Below are 25,325 nucleotides of genomic sequence, written 5' to 3'. Positions count from 1 at the left end.
CGCGTCACGCGCAGGTGCCGAAGCCGGCGGCCCGGGCGGGCAAGTGACCCGCCAGTAACGTCAGCGGCGCTGACTATGCCGGCCTGCGAACCCGCCGTCATCGGCCGCGGCCTACGAAGTCCCCGGCCCGAACATGGAGCGCCTCGCCCAGACCGGCGCCGTACCGGTGATCTCAGGCGATCTGGGTTCCGCCGTCGACGGACAGCACCTGACCGGTGATGAAGGCGGCTGCGTCGGAGGCGAGGTACACGGCGGCGGCGCCTATCTCGGCGGGGTAGGCGGTCTGGCGCTGGAGCAGCGTTCGGCGGCCGATCGAGTGCATCTGTTCGGCCCGGGTCGCGGCGAGCCGCGCGAAGACGCCGCTCGGATGCCACCGGCTACCCGTGCTGACGTCCCTGTCGGGGTCCTCGGGGAGCGTGCCGTAGGGCGCGATCGCGTTGACGGTGATGCCCTGCCCGCCGACCTCCTTGGCCAGGACCTTGGTGAACGCGTGCACCGCGCCCTTCATCGCCGAGTAGACCGCCAACAGAGGATCGCCCACGATTCCGGATGTTGACCCGATATTGACGACCCGGCCGCTGCCCTGCGAGATCATTCCGGGAAGCACCGCGTGGGTGCAGTTCAGCGTGCTCCTGATGTTCAGCGCGATGTCCTGCTCCCACGTGCTGGGATCGGTGTCCACGAACGCGTCCATGTCGACGTTGCCGCCGACATTGTTGACGAGCACGTCGACCCCGCCGAAGCGTGCGTGTACCGCGGCGACCATGTCACCGACCGCGGCGCGGTCGGTGACGTCTGCGGCGTGCCAGAGGGTGCCACCGGCGCCCTCCGCCGCGAGCTGCTCGCATACCCGCCGGCCCTGCACGTCGTCACGACCGACGATCACGACACCCGCACCCTCGGCCGCGAACGCCAGGGCGATCGCCCGACCGATGTTGGCGGTGCCACCGGTCACCACCACGGTGCGGCCAGCCAGTCCTGTCTTCACGAGGTTCTCTCCTGTCAGCTGGTCGGGAGGTCGACGAGGACCTTCGCGAGGCGCCCCACGCGCAGGTCGTCGAGCGCGTCACGCAGCTCGTGGAGGCCGACATGCTCGACCCACCCCGCGCTCGGATAGGCGCCCTGTGCGATCAGGTCGATGACCCGCGGAAACACGCCGGGTCCGTAGCCCAGCGAGCCGGTGAGCTCGATCTCCCCGCGCGCCAGCACCCAGGGCGCGAAGGACACCGGCTGGTCCGTCACCGCGATCCCCACGAACCGCCCCCGCGCGCGCAGCACGGCCGGGACGAGCGCGAAGACGGCGGGCGCCCCGGCGCAGTCCAGCACGACGTCGACACCCCTGCCGCCCGTCCGGCGGCGCACCTCGTCGGCGACGTCACAGGCATTCGGGTCGAGCACCTCGGCGACGCCGAGCGCCTCGATGATCTGGCGGCGGGCCGGAGCCGGCTCGACGAGCAGGATGTCGTCGACGCCGACGGCCCGCAGGCCGAACATGACCCCGATCCCTATCGGTCCACCGCCGAAAAGCAGCGCCGTCTGACCGGGCCCGGCACCGGACCGCAGCACCCCGCTGAACGCGACCGACATCGGCTCCACCAGCGCGCCCTCGGCGAGTGACATCGACGCCGGCAGGTGGTGCACCATCGCGCGGGGCACGACCGTGTACTGGGCCAGCCCACCACCGGACGAGGCGATGCCGTGGGTGATGACCAGGCGGCACAGCTGCGGCAGGTCGGCCTGACAGCGGTCGCACTCCCCGCACGAGTAGAGCGGCTCGACGCAGACCCGGTCACCGACCGCGACGCCGTCGACCTCCGGCCCCACGGCCGCCACGACCCCGGCGAACTCGTGGCCCATCACCTGGGGCAGCGCGGCGCCGGTGAGCGGGTGCGGCACGGTCGTGCAGGCCCGGGGGCCGGCGAAGAACTCGGACAGGTCCGTGCCGCACAGTCCGTTGTGGGCGACGGCTACCTTCACCTGGCCGGCCGCCGGTTCCGGCTCGGGAATCTCGTCGATCCGGATGTCCTGATGGCCGTGCAGCCGTGCCGCAAGCACAGTGCCTCCTTCGAGGGAATCAACGTCGGAATCCGGGCACGCCTCGCCTGTCGGCGGGGGAACCGGCTGCCGTGCCAGAACGACCGTGCGTCAGCGGCGGGTGCCGTCGCCGGCGAACTGGTCGGGGACCCAGCCGGGTGCCCGCTTCTCCATGAAGGCGCGCATGCCCTCCCGCGGTTCGGGCGAGTTCTGCAGTGACCAGAACATGGTCTGGTAGTCGATGGGCCCGTACGCCTCGTGGAGCATGCGCTTGACGTGCAGCCGGGCCTCGGGCGCCGTCTGCAGGATCTCCCCGGCCGCCTGGACCGCGGCGGCACGCAGCTCCTCGTGCGGCACGACCCGGCTGATGACGCCGAGCCGCAGGGCCTCCGCGGCGTCGAACCTACGGGCCGACAGCAGCAGGTCGCGGGCGACGGCGAGCCCGACGTGGGCGGGCAGGACCGCCGCGTAGGTGGCGTCGGGGATACCCCGCAGCAGTTCGGGGACGCGGAAGGTGGCCTGGTCGCTGGCGACCGCGATGTCCGCCATCATCGCGATCAGCAGCCCGCCGGCCTGGCAGATGCCGTTGACCGCGGCGATCACCGGTGCCGGGCTGTCCCGGACGGTCAGGAACGGCAGCACGTCCGCTCCGGTGAGGTCGGGCAGCGGGGCGTCGCCGGGTTCGGAGCGGCTGCCCAGATCGCCGCCCGGCGCGAACACGTCGCCGGTGCCGGTGATGATCAGCGCGGCGAGGTCGGGATCGGTGTTGACCAGCTTCACCGCCCGCCGGATACCGAAGTACATAGCCGGTGTCAGCGCGTTGCGCGCACCGGGCCGGTCGATGACGCACCAGCCGATGGCGCCGTCACGCTCGAAACGAAGACCGGCCGCGCCCAGATCATCTGTCATTCCGTGTTCCCCTCACTGTGCGGAGATAGCAGGGCCTGTACCCGGCTTCTGGCCAGCCGGGCCGCCTCGGTCGGGGCCATCGCCGTCATCGCCGGCGAGATGACCTCCGGCCCGACGGAGTTCAGCGCGCCGATCCGGTCGAGTGCGCGGACCAGCCGGGCGAGATCGAAACAGCCGTCGCCGGGCAGCAGGCGGTGGAAGGTGTCCTGCGCGATGTCTCCGCGCAGGTCGGATCCTCCGTCGGAGACCTGCACCGCGAAGATCCGTTCGCCCGGAACCTGCTCGAGTACCTCGTAGTCGGGACTGCCGCGGAAGAAGTGCCAGGTGTCGAGGACCAGGCCGCCGTTCGCCCGGTCGGCGGCAAGCACGACGGCCGCCGCGCCCGGCAGGTCATGGATCGCCATCATCGCCAGGAACTCGAGCTGCACGCGGGTACCGGCCCCGGCCGCGCGATCACACAGCCGGCCGAACGCCGCGGCGACGTCCTCCAGCGGCAGATCGCAGGTGGGACGGGAGAACACCGTCAGCGCCTCGGCCGGCAGCGCCTCGCACATGCCCAGCACCTCGTCGGTCGTGAACGCCACGGACCGGGCGGGCACCGGTTCCCCCTCGTACCAGTTCATGAATCCGTCCAGCACCACGCCCAGGCCGGCGTCGCGCAGCCTGCGGCCCAGCTCCCGCGGGCTGGTGCCCGCCTCCTGGGCCAGCGCCACGTCGAGCGGGCTAATCGAGAGCCGCTGGTACCCGTTCGCGGTGGCGGCGTTGATCCGTCGCTCGAGCGGGCTGTCCAACCCGAGCGTCCCCGACCACAGGACCCAGTCCCTTTCCTGCTGTGCGTGGCTCATGCCGCGTTCCTCTCCTGCTGGTCGGGGCGAGGCTCCGGCATGCTGCCGCCGTTCGACAAGCCGCCTCGCCGACCGCACGGAGGTGTGCGGCGGTGACCGCGGGCCGGCCGGCCTCGGCGGCCGTACGTATCGGCACCTTACGCCTGGTTCTGCACTGAGTGCCACATGCGATACCAAGACGCGATCACAGCGCGTAGACTCGCGGCCATGACGGGCGACGTGGAAGCAGGGCTCCCGCTTCGCGAGCGCACCCGCCGGGCCGTGCGAGCCGAACTGCTGGCCGTGGCCATGGACCTGTTCACCCGCAGGGGCTACGACACGACCACCATCGACGAGATCGTGGCGGCCGCGGGGATGTCCCGGCGGAGCTTCTTCCGCTACTTCACCTCGAAGGAAGATGTCGTGCTCGGGCATCTGGACAGCCTCGGTGAGGAACTCGCCGAGGCCCTCGCGCAGCGGCCCGCCGGCGAGGACGCCTGGACCGCACTGCGCCGTGCCTTCGACGTGTTCCTGGCGCACCACGCGCGTGACCCGCAGGACGCGCTCGCCATCCGTCGCATGCTCGACAGCAACCCCGACCTGCGGGCACGCAACCTGGAGAAGCAGTGCCGATGGCACGAGCAGCTCCTGCCGCACGTCGCGCCCCGCCTCGCCGCCGCCCCGGCGGGCAACGGCGTCGACGCGCGCCCCGCGGCGATGATCGGGGCCGCGCTGGCCTGCCTGGAGGCGGCGAACCGTGCCTGGAAGGCGTGCGACGGCGAGCATTCCCTGGACCGGATCCTCGACGACGTCATGCGCGCCGTCCGCCCTGGCGCCTTCTGACCGGCAGCATGCGTGTCCGGCCAGCTCACTGGAAGGCGTGCCCCCCGGTCCGTGCCAGGGTGAAGGCCATCCGCAGGGCGAAGGCATCGCGGCCGCGGCGGGGATCCTTCCCGGTCAGGGCGATCACCCGATCCAGACGGTAACGCAGGGTGTTCACATGTACCGGGATGCTGCGCGCGGCGGCGTCGGGCGAACCGTCATGGGCGAGCAGAGCATCCACCGTCTCCACCAGTCCTCGTCCGGCGGAGGCGAGTGGACCGTGGCATTCGGCGACCAACTGGTCCGCGGCCTGCTGGTCGCCGCACAACGTGCGTTCGGGGAGCAGGTCGTCGACGTGAAGGAGGCCAGGAGAACCCTGCCAGGCAGGAACAGCCCGTAACGAGGACAGCACCGCCGCGGTGGCCGGGCCGGCAGCGCTCAGGGAGCCGACCACGCCACTGGTGACAACCGCGTGGTGGGTGACGAGCGGACCGCCGGAGCCGGCCGCCTCGGTGTTCCACCTGCTCGGCGAGGCCAGGTCGGCGAGGGCGCCTGCGGCGGCGTCGGGAAGGATGGCCAGGACGTACCGCCCGCGCTGGGCAGCGCACACCGTGACACGGTGTCGCTCCGCGGTCCGGTTCACCTCGTGCAGGACGTGTTCGCCGGCGTCGGGTCTCGGGAGCAGGCCGATGACCCGGACTGGAACACCGAGCGGGAACAGGCCGGAGGCCCGCTCCGCGATCTGTTCCTCGCCGCCGTCGACCAGAGCGTCCAGGAGAAGCATCTGCCGTTGGGCGCCCGCCCGGCCGCGGTTCTCGGCCACTTTCGCGTAGACGGCCGCCGCGGCGAAGGCGACCTCGCGGCCATAACGTTCCAGAGCTCCGCGTACCAGCGACGCGGAGGTATCGTCCATCACGTCGTCGATGCCGTTCAGAACGACATCGACGGTCAGACGGATGAGTTCCAGGATCTGGTCGAGAGAGATCTGCCCCGTGACCTCCAGCGGAGCTCCGGAGAAGATGCTCCGTAGTCGTGGGGGCTGCGGTGTTGCAATGTCCGCCGCCATCATCATCAACTCGCGCCCGACGACCAGGCGGGCCCAGGACCGGGTCTGAGCCGGCAGGCTGGGAAACCACGGCACCGAGCCAAAGGCGTCAGCGGCTGTTTGTGAAAGGGCGCGGACGGCCCGACGCAGCTCCTCGATCGCCGCGGTGTTGCGGGCCTCCTCGGCATCCTGCTCCGACCGGTCCGAGCCCGCCGCCACTGCCGCCACCCTGCTCAGGAGACCGGCGCATGCGCGCCCGCTTCGACGACGGCACCCCGGCCGAGGTCCTTCGTTTTCGTCGGAGTGTCTTCGGGGCGCCCGGGCGGCGAACTGTATGGGAATAATGTCGGACCGTCGTAAATCATACTGCCTCCGTCCGCCCACCGCCCGACGCCGTGCTGTGGCGTCGCGACGAGCATCGCGGATAACGGGGCTACTTCATTCATGTCGCTCGCCGTGGGCCTCTCTCGGGTATACGTGCGGTCTGGCGCCACGGGAGATCGTGGGAGTTCGATCGCCCGATGTGGCTGTCTTCGTTTCGTGTTTGGCATACGCCTAACACGGGCTGGAGTGGGTCGTCAAGGTGCGGAGAAGATGCCGTGGCACGACCAGGTGCGGCGCTGGGTGATGCAGTAGCCGAGTCTGCCTGAGGTGAGGCGTCGCGCCAGCTCGCGAGATCGGATAGTGAAGGCCCGTGGCGGGGTGTGACGAAATTCCGGGGCGGTGTTGGCATCGCCCTGTTCTGGTGTCTGGGAGTCGTAGTCCATGAACCGCCCGGGAAGTTCGTAGCCGCGCTCCGAGGACGGGTGGCCGGCCGCTCGCCAGGCTGTCCTGTGAGCTGCCGGGTTCGTCCGGTTGTGTCAGGGATCGATCCTCTGCCGGCCCAGTCAGAGCTCGGACTGATCTGCACCCTCGCATCTCGCATCTCGCACCTCGATCGGAGCCTCGATGAGAATTTCCACGACCGCCGACGACCGCGGCGATCTTCCGGTGGTTCCGACGAGGGCGAGTACCCTCGTCGACCACCTCGTGCACTGGACGGAACACGGACCGGACGAGCCCGCGATGACGTTCGTCGACTATGAGCGGGACCGCGACGGAGTTCAGACGACACTGACCTACCGGGAGCTCCACGAACGGGTGCGGGCGGTGGCAGTCGGGCTGGGTCGGGTCGTCCAGCCCGGTGACCGGGTGGCCCTGCTGACGCCGCAGAACCTCGACTATGCGGTTGCTTTCCTCGGGGCGCTCGCGGCCGGTGCGGTGGCGGTGCCGCTCTTCCCACCCGGGTACGGGGCCAGTTCCGACCGGCTCGCGGCGGTGCTCGCCGACAGCGATCCGTGCTGTGTCGTCACCTCGACGCCGCTGCTCGACCAGGTGGAGGCCCTCGTCAAGGAATGGTCGGCCCAGGGAGCGTCCTCCCGTGAGGTGACGGTTGTCGCCGTCGACCGTTTCACCGGCGAGACCTTCGACGACCTGGCCTGGGCCACCCGCCCGCGGCCCACCGTCGAGGACGTGGCCTATCTGCAGTACACGTCCGGGTCGACCCGGGTACCGGCCGGAGTGGTGATCACCCACGGGAACGTGGTGGTGAACGCCTACCAGGCGATGGCGGGACACCATGTACAGCGCCGTGCGGACTACACCACCGTCAGCTGGCTTCCGCTTTTCCACGACATGGGTCTGATCCTGTCGATCGCCGGTCCGGTCGTCGCGGGCGCCCATTCGGTGGTATTCGACCCGCTGGCTTTCGTGCAGCGGCCGCTGCGGTGGCTGCAGCAGACATCCCGGTATCCGGGTGTCGTCACCGCGGCGCCGAACTTCGCCTACGACTACTGCGTCAAGCGGGTCAGGGAGGCGGACAAGGCCGAGTTGTCTCTGGACCGTGTGCGGAGTTTCGCCAACGGCGCCGAGCCGGTCCGGGCCGACACACTCAGGCGCTTCTACGCCGCGTTCGCCGAGTGCGGGCTCCGGGAGACGGCGTTGCGACCGACCTACGGTCTGGCCGAGGCGACCGTGCTGGTCTGCGTGAGTCCGATGGACGAAAGCCCGACCACTGTGTTCGCCGACTCCGACGCTCTTGCGCTCGGCCACCTCGAACCGCCGGCCGGCCCGGCGGCGAAGCGGGCCGAACTCGTGTCCAGCGGCGCCCCGGTTGATCAGGAGCTGCGCATCGTCGACCCGGTGACCTGCCGGGCACTGCCAGACGGCACGGTGGGCGAGATCTGGATCCGCGGCGACAACGTCGGTCGCGGCTACTGGCGCCAGGAGCAGACCAGCGTCGAGGTGTTCCGGGCGGTCCTGCGCGACGCCGCGACGGGCGCCCGGGCCGAGACGACTGCCACCGGGGGCTGGCTGCGCACCGGCGACCTGGCGATCTGGCACGAGGGCGGACTGTTCGTGACCGGCCGCATCAAGGACATGATCATCGTGGACGGTCGCAACGTCTACCCGCAGGATGTCGAGTCCACCGTCGAGGATGCACATCCGGCCGTGGGCCGACATCGCACGGCGGCCTTCACCGTGCCGACCACCGGCGGGGGCCGCGGCGAGGGCGGAGATGGCGGCGAGGGTGTCGTTGTCGTCGCCGAGCGGTATCGCGCGGCGGACGGCGCGGCGGACGAGACCGGCGCGGTCGCCCGGGCCGTGCGCGCCGCGGTGTCGGCCGAGCACAACGTCTCCCTGCACGACTTTCTGCTGGTGGAGCCGGGCTCGGTGCCTCGCACCTCCAGCGGGAAGATCGCACGGAGGGCCTGCCGGCAGGCCTATCTCGACGGCCGGTGGGACATCCGGTCGGGTTCGATCGGGCGCGACCTGTGAGCGGGTCCGGGCCTCGGCCGTCCGAGACCGAGCTGGTGGCCTGGCTGGTCGCGCAGGTCGCCGACGCCGCGGAGCTCGACCCGGCCGACGTCGATCCCGACCAGCCACTGAACGAGGTGGGCCTCGCCTCGCGGGACGCGGTGGCTCTCACCGGGGAGATCGAGGAGTACCTGGACGTCGTGCTGCCGGCGACGTTGGTCTGGGAGAACCCGACCATCCGTCTGTTGGCACGGGTGCTGACCGGCGCGGGCGACGCCCAGGCGCTGCCGCCCGCGGACGGGCCGGCGACGGGGACCCGCCCGGCAGCGCCGGCGGAGCACGGAACGCTGGCGGAGCACGGCGCGCCGGCGGAGATCGCGGTTGTCGGTGTCGGCTGCCGCTTCCCGAGCGGCGACGGTCCCGAGGAGTTCTGGGCGACCCTGACCGCCGGGCAGGCCGGTGTCGGTGAGGTGCCGCCGCAGCGCTGGGCGCCGTTCGCCGCCAGGGCGCCCGAGCAGGCGGAGCTGCTCGCCCGCACGACCCGCTGGGGTGGGTTCCTCGCCGACGTCGAGGGCTTCGACGCGGAGTTCTTCGGCATCACGCCGCGTGAGGCCGAGCTGATGGACCCGCAGCAACGCCTTCTGCTCGAGGTCGTCTGGGAGGCGCTCGAGCACGCCGCCATCCGGCCGTCGTCGCTGCGGGGCACCCGCACCGGCGTCTTCGTCGGGCTCAGCGTGGCCGAGTACGCGTACCTGACCACCGCCGACCTGACCGCGATCGATGCCTGGACCTCGACCGGATCGGCGCCGAGCATCGCCGCGGGCCGCATCTCCTACCTGCTCGACCTGCGCGGGCCGAGTGTCGCCGTCGACACCGCCTGCTCGTCGTCGCTCGTGGCGGTACACCAGGCGAGCCAGAGCCTGCGGGCCGGGGAGATCGACCTCGCCATCGTCGGCGGTGTGAACCTGCTGCTGACCCCGGCCGTGACCGTGAACTTCGATCTGGGCGGGGCGCTGGCGGCGGACGGCCGCTGCAAGACGTTCTCAGCCGGCGCGGACGGCATCGCGAGGGGCGAGGGCTGCGGCGTCGTCGTGCTCGAAAGGTCGGCCGATGCCAGGCAGGCGCGTCGGCCGGCGCTGGCCGTCGTCCGGGGCAGCGCGGTCAACTCCGACGGCCGGTCCAACGGTCTGACGGCGCCCAGTCCGCAGGCTCAGGCCGACCTGCTGCGGACGGCCTACGCGACAGCCCGGATCGCCTCCGACCAGGTCGACTATGTGGAGGCGCACGGCACCGGCACGCCGCTGGGCGATCCGATCGAGGCCAGCGCCCTCGGCGAGGTGCTCGGCGCGGGCCGCCCGCCCGACCGGCCGCTGCTGACCGGGTCGGTGAAGACGAACCTCGGCCATCTCGAGGCGGCGGCCGGCATCGCCGGACTGATCAAGGTTGTGCTCGGGCTCCACCACGGGCACATCCCGCCGAGTCTGAACTTCACCGCGCCCAATCCGTTCATCGACTTCGCCGCCGCCCGGCTTCGCGTCGTCACCGGACCCGCGCCGCAGTCATGGCCGCGCTACGGCGGACGCGCGACGGCCGGAGTGTCGGCCTTCGGGTTCAGCGGGACGAACGCGCACGTCGTCCTCACCGAGGCCGGACCGGACGACGGCGCTCACGACGGCCCGGGGCGGGCGGGCGCCCCCGGTGACCTCCCGGCCGTGCCCACCGCCGGCCCGGTGCTCACGGTGTCGGGGCTGACCGCGGACCGGGCGCGTGTGGCGGCCGGCGACCTCGCCGACTGGCTCGCCGCGACGGCGCACCCGGGGACGCCACACCCGGGGACGACAGACTCCGGAGCGGCGGATTCCGGGACGGCGGACTCGGCGATGCGGCTCGCGGAGGTGGCGGGCATCCTGACCCACCACCGGGACCACGGGCCGGCCGCGTTCGCCGTCGTCGGCCGCGACCTCGACGGCGTGGTCGCGGGCCTGCGAACGGTCGCCGTCGGTGGTGACCGCAGTGGACGACCCGACGTCGTCGTGGCGGCGGGACCGACAGGCGGCCGAGGCAGAGAACGAGCGGAGACGGCCCGAGGCCCGTTGTTCGTGTTCTCGGGCTACGGCTCGCAGTGGCGGGGCATGGGCGCCCGCCTGCTGGCCGAGGACGTGACCTTCGCCAGGATCGTCGCCGCGGTCGACGTCCTGACCCGTCAGCAGGCCGGGTTCTCGGTCCACGCGGCGCTCGGGTCGACGGCCGCGATCGAGGGCGTCGCCGCCACGCAGCTGACGCTGTTCACGATGCAGGTGGCCCTCGCCGGGACGCTGCGCTCCTACGGCGTCGTGCCGGGCGCGGTCCTCGGTCACTCCATGGGCGAGGTCGCCGCCGCCGTCGTCGCCGGCGCTCTGGACCTGGCCGACGGCGTGCGGGTGATGGCCGTCCGCTCCCGGCTGCTGGAGTCCGTGGAGACCACCGGGATCGGCGCGATGGCGATGGTGGGGCTGTCCGCCGCCGAGTTCACGAAGATCACCGCCGAGGGCGACGCCTACCCCGGTGTCGGTGTCGCCGTGTACTCCTCGCCCACACAGTGTGTCGTCGCCGGCGACCCGGCCGGGGTGGCGGCGCTCGTCGAGCACGCCGGAGCCCTCGGCCGCGATGCCTGGTCCCTCGACGTCCGGGGTGCGGCGCACTCGCCGGCGGTGGACCCGGTGCTCGCCGAACTCACCGCTGCGCTCGCCGACGTCCGAGGCCGGGCGCCCCGGATTCCGCTGTACGGCACCGCGTTGACCGACCCGAGGTCGGTGCCCGCCTTCGACGCCGAGTACTGGGCGGCGAACGCACGGCGTCCGGTGCGGTTCACCCAGGCGCTCGCCGCGGCCGCCGAGGACGGTTTCACCACGGTCGCCGAGATCGCGCCGCATCCGGTCGCGGTGGCCTCGATACGGGAGACACTGCGGGCCAGCGGGGTGCAGGAGCCGGTGCCGGTGGTGCTCGGCCGCCGCGACACCGACGACCACGTGTCGTTACGCGCCGCCGTGGCCCAGCTGGACCTGCACGGTGTGGCCGTCGACCGGCACCGGCTCGTGCCACTCGTCCGCCCACGGGCCGCCACGCCGGCGGCAGCACCGCCGCGGACCCGCTGGCACCGCCGCCGCCACTGGTTCAGCCCGCCCCTTCCGGCCGGCCAGGCTCCGGCCCGCGGCGCGGGCGTCCTCCCACCCGCCGGCCAGCATCCGTTCCTGGGCCAGCGGGTCGAACTGCCCGAGGGCGGCCGCCACCTGTGGCGCACCGTCACCGGTACGGATCAGCTGCCGTGGCTCGGCGACCACCGGCTGCGCGGCGCCGCCGTCATGCCGGGCGCGGGGTTCGCGGAGACGGTGCTCGCCGCCGCCGCGGAGGCGTTCGGCGTCGACCCGGCGCAGGTCAGCGTGCACGACCTCGACCTGCTCGGACTGCTGTCCGTCGAGGGCCAGGTGGAGCTGACGACGTCGGTGACGGTCACCGGCAGGCTCGCCGCGGTGGTCGACGTCCACGCCCGCGTCGCCGGTACCGGTCCGGGCACGGGCACGGGGGCGGGACCCGGGACGCCGCTGCCGTGGGAGAAGCACGCCACCGCGCGGGTCACCGTCGGCGACCCCCTCGGGTGGGACGACGAATGGGCCCCGCTGGTCGACGCCGTCGAGGTGGACGTCCCGCGGTTGTTCGCCGAGGTCGGCCACGCCTACGGCCCCGCCTTCACCGGCGTCGACGCGGCCCTGGCCGGTGCGTCGACGGACCAGGACGGCGGGTGGGCGACCGCCCGGGTCGGCCTCGGCCCGGCGGCTCCGACAGACGGCGCGTTCGTCGTGCATCCCGCCCTGCTCGATCTCTGCCTGCAGGTCTTCGCGGCCGCCAGCCGGTCGCTCCCGGCGAGCCAGGGGCAGGAGGCGCGCCGGTGGTACGTACCGGTCGGCGTCGGCTCGCTGCGCGTCCTCGCCGACCCCGGCCGGGGCGGGCACTGCCGGGCGCGGCTGCGTCGTGTGGACGCCGACGTGCTCCGCGGCACCGTGCAGCTCCTCGGCGCGGACGGGGAGGTGCGACTCGAGGCTCGGGACGTCCACCTGCGGGCCCTGGCGGATTCCGCGGTGCCCGTGCCGCTGGCACGCCGGCTGTACGAGACCCGGTGGGATCCGGCACCGCTGCCCGCGGAGCCGGCGCGCCCCGCGCCTGCCAGCTGGCTGATCGTCGACGCCGCCTCCGCCGGCGGTGGTGGTGGCAGCGGCAGCGGTGTCGCCGGCAGGCTCGAGGTCGAGGTCGAGAACGGTCTGCGGGCGGCCGGGCACCGGGTGGCCACCGTCCGCGGCACCGGGCGGGCCGCCGACATCCTGGAACGGCCGGCGGACGACCCCGATCGGACAGGTACCGGCCTGGTGCTCGTCTGCCCGCCGGCGGCCCCGCCCGAGGCCGATGTCGTCCCGGTCGATGCTGTCTCGGCCAACGCTGTCCCGGTCGACGCGACTGCGTCCGCGGCTGCTGATCTGGTGTTCGCCGTGGCCGAGATGGTCCGGGCCGCGACGGCCGGACCGCGGGGGCCGATCCGATTATGGGTGGTGACCCAGGGCGCGGCGGCGCTCGAGGGGCCAGGTGACCCCGCCGGTGGATGTCTGCGCGGAATCGTCCGGGTCCTTGCCTTCGAACACCCGGAGCTCGCCGTGACCGTGGTGGACGCGGACGTCAGCGGGAACAGGGACACGGCCGCGTACCCACGGACGGCGGGGGAGTCCGTGGTCGCCGAGTTGCTGGCCGGTACCGCCGACGACGAGGTCGCCTGGCGCGGCGCTACCCGCCTGGTCGGCCGGCTGTACCCCGCCGGCGACGCCGTCCGGGCGGCCAGCCCCGGCAACGCGGTGAGCCCCGGCAACGCGGTGAGTTCCGGTGACGCGGTGAGTTCCGGTGATGCGGTGGGGCCGGTGGTTCGTCCCGGCAGCTATGTCGTGACGGGGGGCCTGTCCGGGCTGGGGCTGTCGCTGGCGCGGTGGCTCGGTGACCGCGGCGCGCGGCGCGTCGTCCTCAACGGCCGGTCCGGCCCCTCCGTGGCGGCCGGTGCGGAACTCGACGACATCCGACGGGCCGGTACCGAGGTCGTCGTGGTGACCGGCGACATCGCCGAGCCGGCGGTCGCCCGGCGGCTGGTCGAGGCCGCTGTCGCCGACAGCGTCCCGCTGCACGGGGTGGCGCACGCGGCGGGTGTGCTCGACGACGGTGTCGTGCTCGGGCTGGAACGGGCCAGCCTCGATCGGGTCTGGCGGCCGAAGGTGCACGGTGCGCTGCGGCTGCACGCGGCCACCCGGGGCATCGACCTGGACTGGCTGCTGCTGTTCTCGTCGGCGGCGGCGCTGTTCGGCTCACCGGGGCAGGGTGCCTACGCGGCGGCGAACGCCTGGCTGGACGCGTTCGCCCGGCGGCGGCGCGCCGACGGGCTGCCCGCGACGAGCATCGAATGGGGCGCGTGGTCCGGCATCGGTGGCGCCCGCGACAACGACAACGTGCTGCTCGCGCCGATCAGCCCGGCGGAGGGCTTCGAGGCGCTCGAGGCGGTGCTGGTCACCGACCGCCCGGTGACCGGGGTGACCGGGGTGAACGTGGCCGCGGCGGTCGAGCTGTTCCCCGCCCTGGCCACGATGCCGTTCTTCACCGAGCTGGCAGGACCGGGCCGGACCACCGGTGCCGGCACCGGCACCGGCCCGTCCGCGGACACCGGCGGCGGCCGGTCGAACGGTGGCGACTGGATGGGCGTGCCCGCGCTGCTGGCGCTGCCCGCCGACCAGGCCCGCACGGCCGCGACCGACCGGATCCGGGCCCGACTCGCCTCGATCATGGGCTTCGGGGACGGGGCCGGGAACGTGGACCCGGATGTGCCGCTGACCCAGCTCGGTCTCGACTCGCTGATGGCGATGCGGGCGAAGAACGCCGTCGAGGCGGACTTCGGCGTGGCGCTGCCCGCCCGGATGCTGCTGCAGGGCGCCAGCCTGAGCGACTTCGAACACCACGTGGCCCGCGAACTCGGCCTGTCGAAGGCGTCCCCGGTGGCGTCGCGCGGGCCGACGCGGGTCGGGCCGCGCGACGCCACCGAGCGGTGGCTGGCCGGGCTGTGGCGGGAGGCCCTGGGCCGGGACGGCGCGACCGGCCGGGACGGTGCGATCGGCGTCACCGACGCGATCGGTGTCACCGACTCGTTCCACGCGCTCGGCGGCGGCGAGGCGGCCGCCGCCCGGCTCGTCGAGGCGGTCCAGGCGAACCTGGACGAACGATCCGCCGGCGTTGGCGTTGGCGTCGGCGGGCAGGCCGACTCTCTGGCCGGGAGACCGCGGGTGAGCGCGACCGAGCTGTTCGCCGAACCGACGGTGGCGGCGATGGCCGACCTGCTGCGCGACCGGTTCGAGGGCGATACCGGGTCGCCGATGCGGTTCCTGCGCCCGCTCGGCGACGGAGCACCGCTCTTCCTGTTCCACCCCGCAGGCGGGACGTCCAGCGTCTACCACCCGCTGGTGTCGCAGCTGCCCGACCGGCTGGGCTGCATCGGGTTCGAGCGGCTGGACGAGATCCGGACCGTCGAGCAGAAGGCGGCCCGCTACGTCGAGCTGCTACGGGATTTCCAGCCGACCGGACCCTACCGGCTGGCCGGCTGGTCCTTCGGTGGCGTGCTGGCCTACGAGGCGGCGGTGCAGCTCGTCGACGCGGGCGAGACGGTGGACCTCGTCGCGATGATCGACAGCATCCAGCCACTGCCGGCACCCGCACCGGCGCCCGGCCGGTCTGCCCACGACCTGGTCTCCGCCCGGCTCGCCCGCTTCGTGTCCTACATCGAACAGACCTACGACGCGACGCTGGACGTCGCCGTCGACGCCCTGGCCGGAATGCCGGAGGACGCGCAGGTCGACCTGCTGACGAAGGCGATCGCGGACGCCGGACTCGGGATGAGCCCCGGTGTGCTCGCCCACCAGCGCACGTCCTACCTCGATGCCCGGATCGCCGAACGGTACCGGCCCCGGCGGTACGCCGGCCCGGTGATTCTCTACCGGGCCGAACGGCCCGAGGCGGTGATGACAGCGCTGGACGAGCGCTACCACCGCACCGACCTGGCGCTGGGCTGGGACGAATGCTGCGACGACCTCGAGGTCGTGGTCATGCCGGGAGATCATCTCTCGCTCGTCGACCGGCCGGACATCGACGCCGTGGCCCGCCATCTCGCCGCCCGTCTCGCCCGCCGTTCCCGCCGCTCCGCCGCGCCGTCCGCAGCCGCCGAGACCTCCGCAGCCGCCGAGACCTCCGCAGCAGCCGACACGGCCTCCACAGCCGCCGTGTCCTCCGAGACCACCACGAGCACGCCGGGAGTGGACCGATGACGATCGCCGACTCCGCAGGCCGCACCACGGCCGTGGCCCGGCTGGCGGAGCTGCGTCAGCGCGGGGAACAGCCACTGTCCGCCGGGCCCCGGGACGCGGTCGACCGGCAACAGACCCCGGACCGGCTGACCGCGCGGGAACGCATCGATCTGCTCCTCGACCCGGGGACGTTCTCCGAGTTCGACGCGCTGGCCCGCCACCAGTGCCACGAGTTCGGCCTCGGCGACCGCCGGCCGGCCGGCGACGGCGTGGTGACCGGTTTCGGGACGGTACACGGCCGGCAGGTCGGCGTCTTCGCGCAGGATCGCACCGTGTTCGGTGGCAGCCTGGGTGAGGCGCACGGACGGAAGATCTGCAAGATGATGGACCTGGCGATCAGGACCGGCTGCCCGATCATCGGGATCAACGACTCCGGTGGGGCGCGCATCCAGGAAGGCGTCGCGTCGCTGGCCTACTACGCCGAGATCGGCCGCCGCAACGTGCTGGCCTCGGGCCGGGTGCCACAGATATCGCTGATCATGGGGACCTGCGCCGGTGGAGCCGCGTACTCGCCGGCCGTCACCGACTTCACCGTGATGGTCGACGGCACCTCGCACATGTTCGTCACCGGGCCGGATGTGGTGTTCGCCGTCACCGGCGAGAAGACCACGCTCGACGAGCTCGGTGGCGGCGGGATCAACGCCGCGGTCGCGGGCAACGTGCACTACCTGGCCACCGACGAGCTCGACGCGCTCGACTGGGTTCGGGTCCTGCTCGGCTTCCTGCCTGACAACTGCGAGGACCCGCCGCCCAGCTACGCCGCGTCGCCGGATCCCCTGACGGTGACCGACCGCGACCGGGAACTCGACACCATGGTGCCCGACGCGCAGCACCAGTCGTACGACATGGCCGAGGTGATCCGGCGGGTGGTCGACGAGGCCGACTTCCTCGAGGTGTCCGCGGAGTTCGCCCCGAACATCATCTGCGGGTTCGGTCGGGTCGAGGGAAGCTCCGTCGGAGTCGTCGCGAACCAGCCGCGGGCGCTCGGCGGCGTGATCGACATCGACGCCTCCGAGAAGGCGGCCCGGTTCGTCAGGGTCTGCGACGCGTTCAACATTCCGCTGCTCACGTTCACCGACGTTCCCGGCTACATGCCGGGCAGACAGCAGGAGGAGCTGGGAATCATCCGGCGCGGCGCGAAGCTCTTCTACGCCTACGCCGAGGCGACTGTGCCGCTGGTGACGGTGGTGGTGCGCAAGGCCTATGGCGGCGGCTACGCGGTGATGGGCTCCAAGCATCTGGGCGCCGATGTGAACCTGGCCTGGCCGACTGCCGAGATCGCGGTCATGGGGGCGACCGGGGCGGTGAGCATCCTGCACCGCCGGCAGCTGGCCGCGCTCTCCGGCGCCGAACGCGACCAGGCGGCGGCGACCTTCGCCGCGGAGTACCGAAGCCGCATCGCCTCGCCCTACCCGGCCGCCGACCGCGGGTACATCGACGCCGTCATCGCGCCGTCCGAAACCCGGGTCGAGGTCACCAGGGCGCTGCGGGCATTACGGAGCAAACGTGAGTCGATGCCGCCGAAGAAACACGGAAACATCCCGCTATGACCATTCCGGGACGGAACTCCGAAGGGCCTGCCGCGCAAAGCGCAGGACGGTCCCGGCTGGTGCTGACAGCGGTGGCGACCGCCGCCTTCGTGGTCGCCATGGACAACACGGTCCTGAACGTCGCCCTGCCGACGTTGCAGTCCGAACTGGGACTGAGTGTCTCCGAGCTGGAATGGGTGGCGACCAGCTACATCCTGTCGTTCTCGACACTCCTGCTGGTCGGCGGCCGGCTCACCGACCTGCACGGCCGCCGGCCGATGTTCCTGCTCGGCCTGGCGGTCTTCGTCGGCTCGTCGGCGGTGGCCGGCTCGGCGACCTCCGGCGACATCCTCATCGCGGCCCGCCTGGTGCAGGGCGGCGGCGCGGCACTGATCATGCCGGCCACCCTCGCAGTGCTGGCCACCGATGTCGACAACCGCGGCCGACAGCTCGGCGCCGGGGTGTGGACGGCCGCGGTCGCGCTCGCGCTGGCCCTCGGCCCCGTGACGGGCGGCATCGTCGCGCAGCACTGGCACTGGCGCTGGATCTTCTACCTGAACGTCCCGGTCGGCCTCGCGGCCCTGGTCGTCGGCCTGCGCGCCCTTCCCACCCAGCCGGCCCCCCGCGCCACCCGACCTTCGCTCCGCAGCCGCGGCGGACGGCCGAAGCTGGACCTGTCGAAGCTGGACCTGTCGAAGCTGGACCTGCCGGGGCTGCTCACCTCGGGAGTGGCGCTGTTCGCCATCACCTACGCGCTGCTGCAGGGGCCGGAGCACGGGTACACCTCGTTCCTGAGCCTGACGATGCTCGCGCTGGCCGTCGCGGCGACAGTGCTGTTCGTGCTGGTCGAACGGGTCGTACCGGACCCGATGGTCGAGATGTCGCTGTTCCGGCATCCGGTGTTCAGCGGCGGCACGGTCGCCCAGGTGCTGTGGGGGCTCGGCATCAACGGGGTCTTCTTCTTCACCTCGCTGTTCCTGCAGGACGTGCTCGGCTTCAGCCCGACCCGGGCCGGGATGGCGTTCATCCCGGTCGCCGTCCTGCTGGTGCTGACCGTCCCCGTCGCGGCGAAACTGTCAGCGACAGCCGGTGCCCACTGGACGGTGGCCGGCGGCCTCGCGGTGGTCGCGGTCGGGCTGGTGCTGGTCTCCCGGGCAGGGGTGGGCAGCGATTTCCTCGACCTTCTCCCGGGCCTCGCCTGCATCGGCGCCGGCTCGGCACTGACCACACCACTGACCGAAAGAATGCTCGCGGTGACGGCGGGTGGCCGATCCGGAATGGCGTCGGCGGTGGTGAGCGCGGCACGGGAGGTCTCGGGCGTCTTCGGGATCGCGCTCACCGGCGCCATCCTGCTGACCCGTCAGGAGTCCGCACTCGCGGCCGGGGCGCTTCCGGCCGACGCCTTCGTCAGCGGCTACGCACTCGCCCTGCAGGTCGCCGCCGGCCTGGTGGCCCTCGGCGCGGCCGTCAGCCTGGTCTCACTGCACCCGTCGGCCATCGCCCGTCACCTGCGTCGGCTTCCCGCACCGGCCGAGACCACTTGTTTGCGAGACTATGCCGGTGTCGACCCTTCCCCAGACGCTGAACTCCCTGGTGTTGCGCACCGATTTCTCTGATGATGCCGCCTGGCACGCTGTCTGCGCGGCGAGTTCAGCCCCGTCGCCCGAGGGCTTCGCCGCCGGGCTTTCCTTCGTCAGCGAGCTGAGATTCGCCGGCCTCACCATCGAGGAGGTGATGGCGCTGGCGGGTTCGCCTCGTCGAAGCTTCGTCTTCGTCGTCGATGGTGTGACGGTCCGCGACTCGGAGATGCCGATTCTGGTGATCGACCTTCTACGCGAACCGGGACGCTGGTTTCGGGTGGTACCGGCCCGGATGTGGAGTGTCGAAAACAATCTTTCGCTGGCCAACATGGATTTCGCGAACTTCGCCGACAACGTCGATCCTGACGGGACCTTCCGCGGGTTCGGCTGACGGGCCGGGCCGGCGCGACAGATCCGGACGTCGGGACGGTACTGCCGGGGCCCTACCCACGGCCCGTGTCGCCGCGGCGGTCGGCGCGCCAGCGGCCGGGGGAAAGGCCGTGCTGGCGGCGGAACGCCGTCGCGAAGGCGAACTCGTTGCGGTACCCGACGCTCGCGGCGATCGCAGCCAACGGCTGGTCGGTGCGCAGCAGCGCGTCCTGGGCACGGCTCATGCGTAGCCGGGTCAGGTACCGGCCGGCCGGAAGCCCCACCAGCTGGTGGAACTGCGCCGCGAACGCGGCGCGGGACAGTCCGGCGTCCCGCGCCATAACGGGCAGCGTCCAGTGCTGTTCGGGGTGGGCGTGCAGGTTCTCGAGAACCCGGCGGATGTGCGGATGGTGCAGCGCCCGGTACCAGCCGGGCGCCGCCTCGGTGGTGCGCCACCAGGAGCGCAGGGTGTACACGAGGGTCACGTCCAGCAGCCGGTCGAGGAGCGCCTGCTGGCCCGGGACGTCCCGGACGGCCTCCGCCGCCAGCAGGTCGACCGCGGCGCGGTGCGCGGGCTCCTGCTCGGCCGCCGGGAGGAGCGCGAACGGGGGAAGCCCCTGCATGAGCGACTCGCCGACGCTGCCGGAGAGGACATACGCCCCGCACATCACCGTTGCCTCCGGCGCCCGCGTGCCCGGTGGCCCGGGAGCGGACGGGGTTCTGCGGGCCTCGGCGATCGGCACCGTCGTGACGCCTGGTCCGCTGACGAGCGAGTACGGCGAGCCGGCGGTCGCCAGCACGACGTCCCGGGCGTGGACCGGTGCCGGGTCGAGATCATCCCGCTCGATCCACGCCGACCCTTCGAGCAGGATGTGGGCCGTCAGCGGCCGGACCCCCTCGAAACGCAGCCCCCACGGCTCGGCGCGGCGCAGCACGGAGAACACCGCGCCCCGGGCCCGCGCCCGGGACAGCTCGTCGCTGAGGATGTCCACCCGCCCCACGGTAGACGATCACGAATACATTCGCGCCGATCGGACATTGTCCGTCGCCAGCAGGCTTCGTAGCGTCGCCAGCATGTCCAGCTACGTTGCTCTCGGCGGCACCGGCAAGGTCGGCCGCCGCCTTGTCCGCATCCTCACCGCCCACGGCCGCGACGCGCGGCCGGCCAGCCGCACCACCCCGACGCCCTTCGACTGGCGGGACGAGACCACCTGGCCGGTCGCGCTCGCCGGCGCGGGCGGGATGTTCGTCGTCGGCCCCGGCTCCGCCACCGACTGGAGCGCCACCCTGACCCGCCTGCTCGACGTCGCCGCGGAGGCCGGGGTCGGCCACGCCGTGCTGCTCTCCGCCCGCGGGGTCGAGTTTCATCCTGACGGTGCCGTCGCCACCGCGGAGACGGCTCTGCGGGACGGTCCGCTCGCCTGGACGATCCTGCGTCCGACCCATTTCGCCCAGAACTTCACCGAGGCGATGTTCACCCCCGTGAACGACCGGATCGTCGCCCCGGTCGGGGACGGCGCCGAGCCGTTCGTCGATGTCGACGACATCGCCGAGGTCGCCGCCGTCGTCCTGACCGGCCGCGCCCACGACGGCGAGGTGGTCGCTCTGTCCGGACCGGAGGCGATCACGTTCACCGAGGCCGCCGCGGTGCTCCGGCAGACCACCGGGAGGCCCGTGGTGTTCGTGCCGGAAAGCGACGGCGACCATCTCGCCCGGCTGCGCGCCGCCGGTACCCCTGAGGGGTATATCGCCTGGCGGATGGCGATGCTGCGCGGCATCCGTTCCGGCGCCGACGCCTACCTCTCCGACGGCGTCACCCAGGTCCTCGGCCGGTCTGCCACCCGCTTCCGGGACTGGGCCGCCCGCGAGGCCTCCCCGCGCTGAACCGCGGCCGCGACAGAACCGCCGTCGATCAGTGAAGCTGCCGCACCTCACCAGTAGCGGTCACCTCGTACAGGCAGATGCGCAGACGGTCTCGGACGTGGACGGGAACCCGTCGGGCGGCGCGCACGGAGGTGGTCGGCACTATCAGCGCGTAGCGAATGTCGGCCGAATCGACGGTCATTCGGCGCAGTAGCTGGCCGTAGGCGATGTCGGCATCGGTGCCCGGTTCACTGGTCCTCCCCTTCGCCTCCCCGATCAGGCGTTCCCCTCCCCGGACGGCCTCGATATCGGTCCACGGGTCGGTCGGCGTGACAGGTGTCCAGCCCTCAGCGATCAACCAGACTCGGAAAGCATCCGTCACCCGGTCTTCGTCGCTCTCGCGAGCGAGCAACGTGCGGACGACCTCGAGATCCGCGTCCGCCCTGCGGCGCAGGCGGCCACGGCTGTCGGAGTCCAGATCGCCGGGACGGATCACGACCAGCCGAAGCCCGTGTGCAGGGATCTCGCTGTCGCGCTGTGCGTCGTACAGAGCCCGCTGCTCACCACGGTGAACTCCGCTGACGGTCAGCCTGTCAGGCTTGTCGAAATGCGCCACGGGCTGATCGTGCTGCAGCTCGCGATACTCGACGACGAGCTGATGGCCAGGCCAGTATCCATCGACGGGCAACATCACTCGTCGCCCGTTGGCGGACGGGTCACCCAGTAGCCACTCGAACCGGTGCTGCGTCGCGGCCTGCTCACCCAACACCGTGTTGCACAGCTCGATCACATACGTTTCGTCACTGTCGTCCCTGCCCATGCCGCGAAATGCTGCCATCCAGCCCTCGGCTGCTCCACCCGCCCGGTTCAGGCGCTGGTCCCGGCCGCCCTGGCTTGGGTGTAGCGCTTCCGGGCGGCCATGACCTCGTCGGCGTGCGTCGTGGACCAGTCGCGCAATGAGTTGAGGACGTCGCAGAGGGTGAGGCCGAGCGGGGTGAGCTGGTACTCGACGCGGGGTGGGATCTGGGCGAAGGCGCGGCGGGAGACCAGCCCGTCCTGCTCCAGGAAACGCAGGGTCTGGGTGAGCATCTTCTCGCTGATGCCCTCGATCCTGTCGCGCAGCGCGGCGAAGCGGTGCGGCTGCTGGTCGGCCAGCTCGCCGAGAAGCAGCACGCTCCACTTGTCGCCGATGCGGTCGAGCAGCTCGCGCGAGGGGCAGCCCCGCGCGTACGGGTCCCACGGCTCGTCGGCCACCGCCGTGTTCTCGGTAACCGCCGTGTTCTCGGTAACCACCGTGTTCTCGGTAACCACCATGGCCAGCAGCTTACCGGGCCGTGGGTAGCTTACCTTCAGGTCGGTACTTCCCTCCGGTAAGTGTCTGCGGTTGAGTCGAAAAGCGCCGCCGGCGGTCGCCAGACCATCCGTTGGCCACCGCCATCCGCACCCACCACGGGAGACATCCATGTCCGTCGTCATCACCGGTGCCACCGGGCACCTGGGCAGCCTCGTCGTCGACCGGCTGATCGAGATCGGCCAGCCCGCCGGACGGATCGTCGCGACGGGCCGTGACACCAGTCGCCTCGCCGCGCTTGCGCAGCGCACCGGCGTGCAGACCCGCCGGGCCGACTTCGCCGACCCCGCCAGCCTCGCCGACGCGTTCGCCGGAGTGGAACAGCTCCTCCTGGTCTCGACGACTGACGTCGGCCAGCGGTTCGACCAGCACCGCCAGGCCATCGACGCCGCCCTCGCCGCCGGGGCCACGCTGATCGTCTACACCAGCATCCTGAACGCGGACACCTCCCGGCTGCTCCTCGCCGACGAGCACCGCCGCACCGAGGAGTACCTGCAGGCGAGCGGGGCGCCGCACGTGATCCTGCGCAACGGCTGGTACCTGGAGAACTACACCGACCGGCTGCCGGTGATCCGCCAGCACGGCGTGCTGCCCGGCAGCGCCGGCGACGGACGGGTCAGCGTGGCGAGCCGCCAGGACTACGCCGACGCCGCCGCAGCCGTCCTCACCAGCGGCGGGGCCGTCAGCGACGGATCCGTCCACACCATTCATGAGCTCGGGGGAGAGGCGTTCACCCTGACCGAACTCGCGGCCACCTTCAGCGAGGTCCTCGGAACCCCGATCGCCTACCAGGACCTGCCCGTCGACGACTACGCCGCCCTGCTCACCGGCGCCGGGCTCCCGGCGGAGGTGGCCACGGTGCTGGCTGACGCCGACGCCGGCCTGTCTCGCGGCGAGCTGTACACGACGAGCGACGACCTGGCCAAGCTGATCGGCCGCCCGCCGACCACCCGCGACCAGGCCGTCCGGGACGCCGTGGCCCGTCCGACCGGCTGACGTCCACCAAAGCCCACCGGCCCACCGGCGCGCGGGCCACGTCGAAGGAACGATCAGACGACGCTGAGGGCGACGTCCACGTTGCCCCTGACGGCGTTCGAGTACGGGCAGACCTGGTGGGCCTTCTGGACGAGGGCCTCGGTGGTCGCCTTGTCGAGGTTGGGGGCGTGGACGTCGAGCTCGACCGCCAGGCCGAACCCGCCACTGGGCAGGGTGCCGATGGAGACGCTGGCCGAGACCTGGGATCCCTCCAGGTCGGCGGATTCGGACTGGCCGACGAGCTTGAGGGCGGAGTGGAAGCAGGCCGCGTAGCCGGCGGCGAACAGCTGCTCGGGGTTGGTGGCCCCGCCGGCGCCGCCCATCTCCTTGGGGATCCGGACGTCGACGGAGAGCAGGCCGTCCTCGCTCTCGGTGTGGCCGTTGCGGCCGTCGCCCGAGGCGGTTGCGATCGCCGTGTAGAGAGCATCCATGATCTTCTGGCTCCTCGCAGTTAGATTGTGGCCAACCATATTGCGTACAATCTAATGATGCAAGAGGTGTCTGCTACTGTTCATCGCATGGCGGACCGTCTACCCCAGCTCGAGCTGGGTAACCAGCTCTGCTTCGCGCTGTACGGGGCGAGCCGGGCCGCCATCCGTGCCTACGGGCCGGAGCTGGCCGAGCTCGGCCTCACCTACCCGCAGTACCTCACCATGCTGGTGCTGTGGGAGGCGTCCGAACCGCTCACGGTCGGTGACATCGGCGCCAGGCTCCACCTCGACAGCGGCACGCTCACCCCGCTGCTCAAGCGCCTCGAGGATCTCGGTCTGGCCACCCGCACCCGCGACCGGGCGGACGAGCGCCGCGTCCTCATCGCCCTGACCGAGCGGGGGCGGGAGCTGCGGGCCCGGGCGGCGGAGGTGCCGCTGCGGCTGTTCCAGCGCTACGGCATCGACCTGGAGACCGCCCGGGAACTCATCCGTGACCTGACGGCGATCACCGAGTCGCTCCAGGCCTCCACCTGAGCTGACCGGCTGAACGTTCGCCGGCCCCGCCTCGTGCAGACCCGGGGCCGCCGGGCCGAGTCGGTGAGTGGGCGTCCGGCCACAGGCAGAAGAATGCCGGCTCTCCGGCTCGCCGCGGGGTGGGCGGCCACTCCTACTGCCAGCCGACCTGGCGGCCGAGCTCGTGAATCAAATCGTCGTACCGTGCGATGACCTTGGCATGGTCGGCCTCCCCGGATCTGGCGAACATCGCGTTCCAGCTGGCCTGCCAGGTGCGGGGGTAGGCGGCGCTGCGGTCGCCGTTAGGTGAACGGATGGTGGTCCGCAGCAGCGCATCGCGGCCCGGCGCCGCATAGGTCTCGAACAGGGTTCGGATGAAAGCCTGGTAGCTGTCCAGGCAGCTTTGTGTCAGGAAGGGGCGGTTGATGTTGAATGTTCGGTCGAGCTCGCGCTTCCACGTGATTATTTCGGCCGGAGAAATTTCCTTCCAGCCACCGATCCAGAGGTAGTAGCAGTACAGATCGTTGAGTCTGGCGGAGACGGCGTCAACGAAGATGATCCGTCTCTCCACAAGTTGCTGGTTCAGCCACTGGTTGGCTTCGAGTCGTTTCGTGATCTGAGAGATCCAGAATCCGATGCCGGCAACGCTGACGGGGACGAGGGTGGTTGCTGCGAGCTGCGCGACCTCCAGGCCGGTCCATGATCCGGCATCCACCGTCGTGTTCCCCCCTTCTTGCGGTGGATCGAACGACCCGTCCGGGTGGCGGTTGGGCCGTGGCGGCATCCCTCGGCGCCCGCCACGGAGGGTG

At 71.9% G+C, this 25,325-nt stretch carries 19 protein-coding genes; 9 read left to right on the top strand and 10 right to left on the bottom strand.

The genetic code is table 11. The features are described from left to right. Positions 1 to 172: 172 nt before the first annotated feature. The 4 genes from CC117_RS07775 to CC117_RS07760 all read right to left on the bottom strand — a co-directional run bounded on the left by CC117_RS07775 (position 173) and on the right by CC117_RS07760 (position 3,788). Positions 173 to 988 carry an SDR family NAD(P)-dependent oxidoreductase gene (locus CC117_RS07775; protein ID WP_071083050.1) on the bottom strand — a complete coding sequence of 272 codons (816 nt, stop codon included), beginning with the start codon at positions 986 to 988 and terminating at the stop codon, positions 173 to 175. Positions 989 to 1,002: 14 nt separating this feature from the next. Then, on the bottom strand, positions 1,003 to 2,055 hold the full coding sequence (locus CC117_RS07770) for a 2,3-butanediol dehydrogenase (RefSeq protein ID WP_071083049.1): 1,053 nt from the start codon (positions 2,053 to 2,055) through the stop codon (positions 1,003 to 1,005). Positions 2,056 to 2,145: 90 nt separating this feature from the next. After that, on the bottom strand, positions 2,146 to 2,943 hold the full coding sequence (locus CC117_RS07765) for an enoyl-CoA hydratase/isomerase family protein (protein ID WP_071083048.1): 798 nt from the start codon (positions 2,941 to 2,943) through the stop codon (positions 2,146 to 2,148). After that, complete coding sequence (locus CC117_RS07760; protein ID WP_071083047.1) at positions 2,940 to 3,788, bottom strand: sugar phosphate isomerase/epimerase family protein; 849 nt, start codon at positions 3,786 to 3,788, stop codon at positions 2,940 to 2,942. Before CC117_RS07760 ends, CC117_RS07765 begins: the two co-directional genes overlap by 4 nt. Before the next feature lie 165 nt (positions 3,789 to 3,953). Between CC117_RS07760 and CC117_RS07755 the strand changes: the two genes are divergently transcribed. Further along, positions 3,954 to 4,610, top strand: a complete 657-nt coding sequence (locus tag CC117_RS07755; RefSeq protein WP_241829920.1) for a TetR/AcrR family transcriptional regulator — start codon at positions 3,954 to 3,956, stop codon at positions 4,608 to 4,610. 25 nt (positions 4,611 to 4,635) lie between these two features. Here the strand turns inward: CC117_RS07755 and CC117_RS07750 are convergent, their stop codons facing one another. Then, positions 4,636 to 5,853, bottom strand: coding sequence for a PucR family transcriptional regulator (locus CC117_RS07750; protein ID WP_071083045.1), 1,218 nt, complete (start codon positions 5,851 to 5,853; stop codon positions 4,636 to 4,638). A gap of 729 nt (positions 5,854 to 6,582) precedes the next feature. On the opposite strand from CC117_RS07750, the gene CC117_RS07745 reads away from it, so the two are divergent. The 5 genes from CC117_RS07745 to CC117_RS07725 are packed head-to-tail and all read left to right on the top strand — an operon-like array spanning position 6,583 to position 19,345. After that, the gene (locus tag CC117_RS07745; protein ID WP_084131710.1) at positions 6,583 to 8,451 is read left to right on the top strand and encodes a fatty acyl-AMP ligase; all 1,869 of its coding nucleotides are present in this window, start codon (positions 6,583 to 6,585) and stop codon (positions 8,449 to 8,451) included. Continuing rightward, on the top strand, positions 8,448 to 15,806 hold the full coding sequence (locus CC117_RS07740) for a type I polyketide synthase (RefSeq protein WP_198541767.1): 7,359 nt from the start codon (positions 8,448 to 8,450) through the stop codon (positions 15,804 to 15,806). The genes CC117_RS07745 and CC117_RS07740 overlap by 4 nt, the downstream gene beginning before the upstream one ends. After that, entirely contained in the window at positions 15,803 to 17,395 is a 1,593-nt protein-coding gene (locus CC117_RS07735) for an acyl-CoA carboxylase subunit beta (protein ID WP_071083043.1), read from the top strand. Before CC117_RS07740 ends, CC117_RS07735 begins: the two co-directional genes overlap by 4 nt. 59 nt (positions 17,396 to 17,454) lie before the next feature. After that, positions 17,455 to 18,990 carry an MFS transporter gene (locus CC117_RS07730; protein WP_241829919.1) on the top strand — a complete coding sequence of 512 codons (1,536 nt, stop codon included), beginning with the start codon at positions 17,455 to 17,457 and terminating at the stop codon, positions 18,988 to 18,990. Beyond that, positions 18,968 to 19,345, top strand: a complete 378-nt coding sequence (locus tag CC117_RS07725; RefSeq protein WP_084131708.1) for a DUF6924 domain-containing protein — start codon at positions 18,968 to 18,970, stop codon at positions 19,343 to 19,345. The genes CC117_RS07730 and CC117_RS07725 overlap by 23 nt, the downstream gene beginning before the upstream one ends. Positions 19,346 to 19,397: 52 nt before the next feature. Here CC117_RS07725 and CC117_RS07720 read toward each other — a convergent pair whose 3' ends face one another. Next, positions 19,398 to 20,315, bottom strand: a complete 918-nt coding sequence (locus CC117_RS07720; protein ID WP_071083040.1) for an AraC family transcriptional regulator — start codon at positions 20,313 to 20,315, stop codon at positions 19,398 to 19,400. A gap of 82 nt (positions 20,316 to 20,397) precedes the next feature. On the opposite strand from CC117_RS07720, the gene CC117_RS07715 reads away from it, so the two are divergent. Further along, complete coding sequence (locus CC117_RS07715; RefSeq protein WP_071083039.1) at positions 20,398 to 21,207, top strand: NAD(P)H-binding protein; 810 nt, start codon at positions 20,398 to 20,400, stop codon at positions 21,205 to 21,207. 28 nt (positions 21,208 to 21,235) lie between these two features. On the opposite strand, the gene CC117_RS07710 is transcribed toward CC117_RS07715, so the two are convergent. Together CC117_RS07710 and CC117_RS07705 are read right to left on the bottom strand one after the other, a co-directional pair. Beyond that, complete coding sequence (locus CC117_RS07710) at positions 21,236 to 22,024, bottom strand: hypothetical protein (protein ID WP_241829918.1); 789 nt, start codon at positions 22,022 to 22,024, stop codon at positions 21,236 to 21,238. Between the two features lie 29 nt (positions 22,025 to 22,053). Further along, complete coding sequence (locus CC117_RS07705) at positions 22,054 to 22,500, bottom strand: winged helix-turn-helix transcriptional regulator (protein ID WP_116287725.1); 447 nt, start codon at positions 22,498 to 22,500, stop codon at positions 22,054 to 22,056. A gap of 148 nt (positions 22,501 to 22,648) precedes the next feature. On the opposite strand from CC117_RS07705, the gene CC117_RS07700 reads away from it, so the two are divergent. Further along, complete coding sequence (locus CC117_RS07700) at positions 22,649 to 23,533, top strand: SDR family oxidoreductase (RefSeq protein WP_071083037.1); 885 nt, start codon at positions 22,649 to 22,651, stop codon at positions 23,531 to 23,533. Between the two features lie 53 nt (positions 23,534 to 23,586). On the opposite strand, the gene CC117_RS07695 is transcribed toward CC117_RS07700, so the two are convergent. Continuing rightward, positions 23,587 to 24,003, bottom strand: coding sequence for an organic hydroperoxide resistance protein (locus CC117_RS07695; RefSeq protein ID WP_071083036.1), 417 nt, complete (start codon positions 24,001 to 24,003; stop codon positions 23,587 to 23,589). 87 nt (positions 24,004 to 24,090) lie between these two features. Between CC117_RS07695 and CC117_RS07690 the strand changes: the two genes are divergently transcribed. Then, entirely contained in the window at positions 24,091 to 24,537 is a 447-nt protein-coding gene (locus tag CC117_RS07690; RefSeq protein ID WP_071083035.1) for a MarR family winged helix-turn-helix transcriptional regulator, read from the top strand. Positions 24,538 to 24,670: 133 nt separating this feature from the next. On the opposite strand, the gene CC117_RS07685 is transcribed toward CC117_RS07690, so the two are convergent. Beyond that, complete coding sequence (locus tag CC117_RS07685; protein WP_071083034.1) at positions 24,671 to 25,231, bottom strand: hypothetical protein; 561 nt, start codon at positions 25,229 to 25,231, stop codon at positions 24,671 to 24,673. Positions 25,232 to 25,325: the final 94 nt, after the last annotated feature.

It is taken from the genome of Parafrankia colletiae (assembly GCF_001854655.1).
Lineage (GTDB): Bacteria > Actinomycetota > Actinomycetes > Frankiales > Frankiaceae > Parafrankia > Parafrankia colletiae.
The sequence above is the reverse complement of the archived record's forward strand: the minus strand, read 5'-3'. Positions and strand labels throughout refer to the sequence as shown.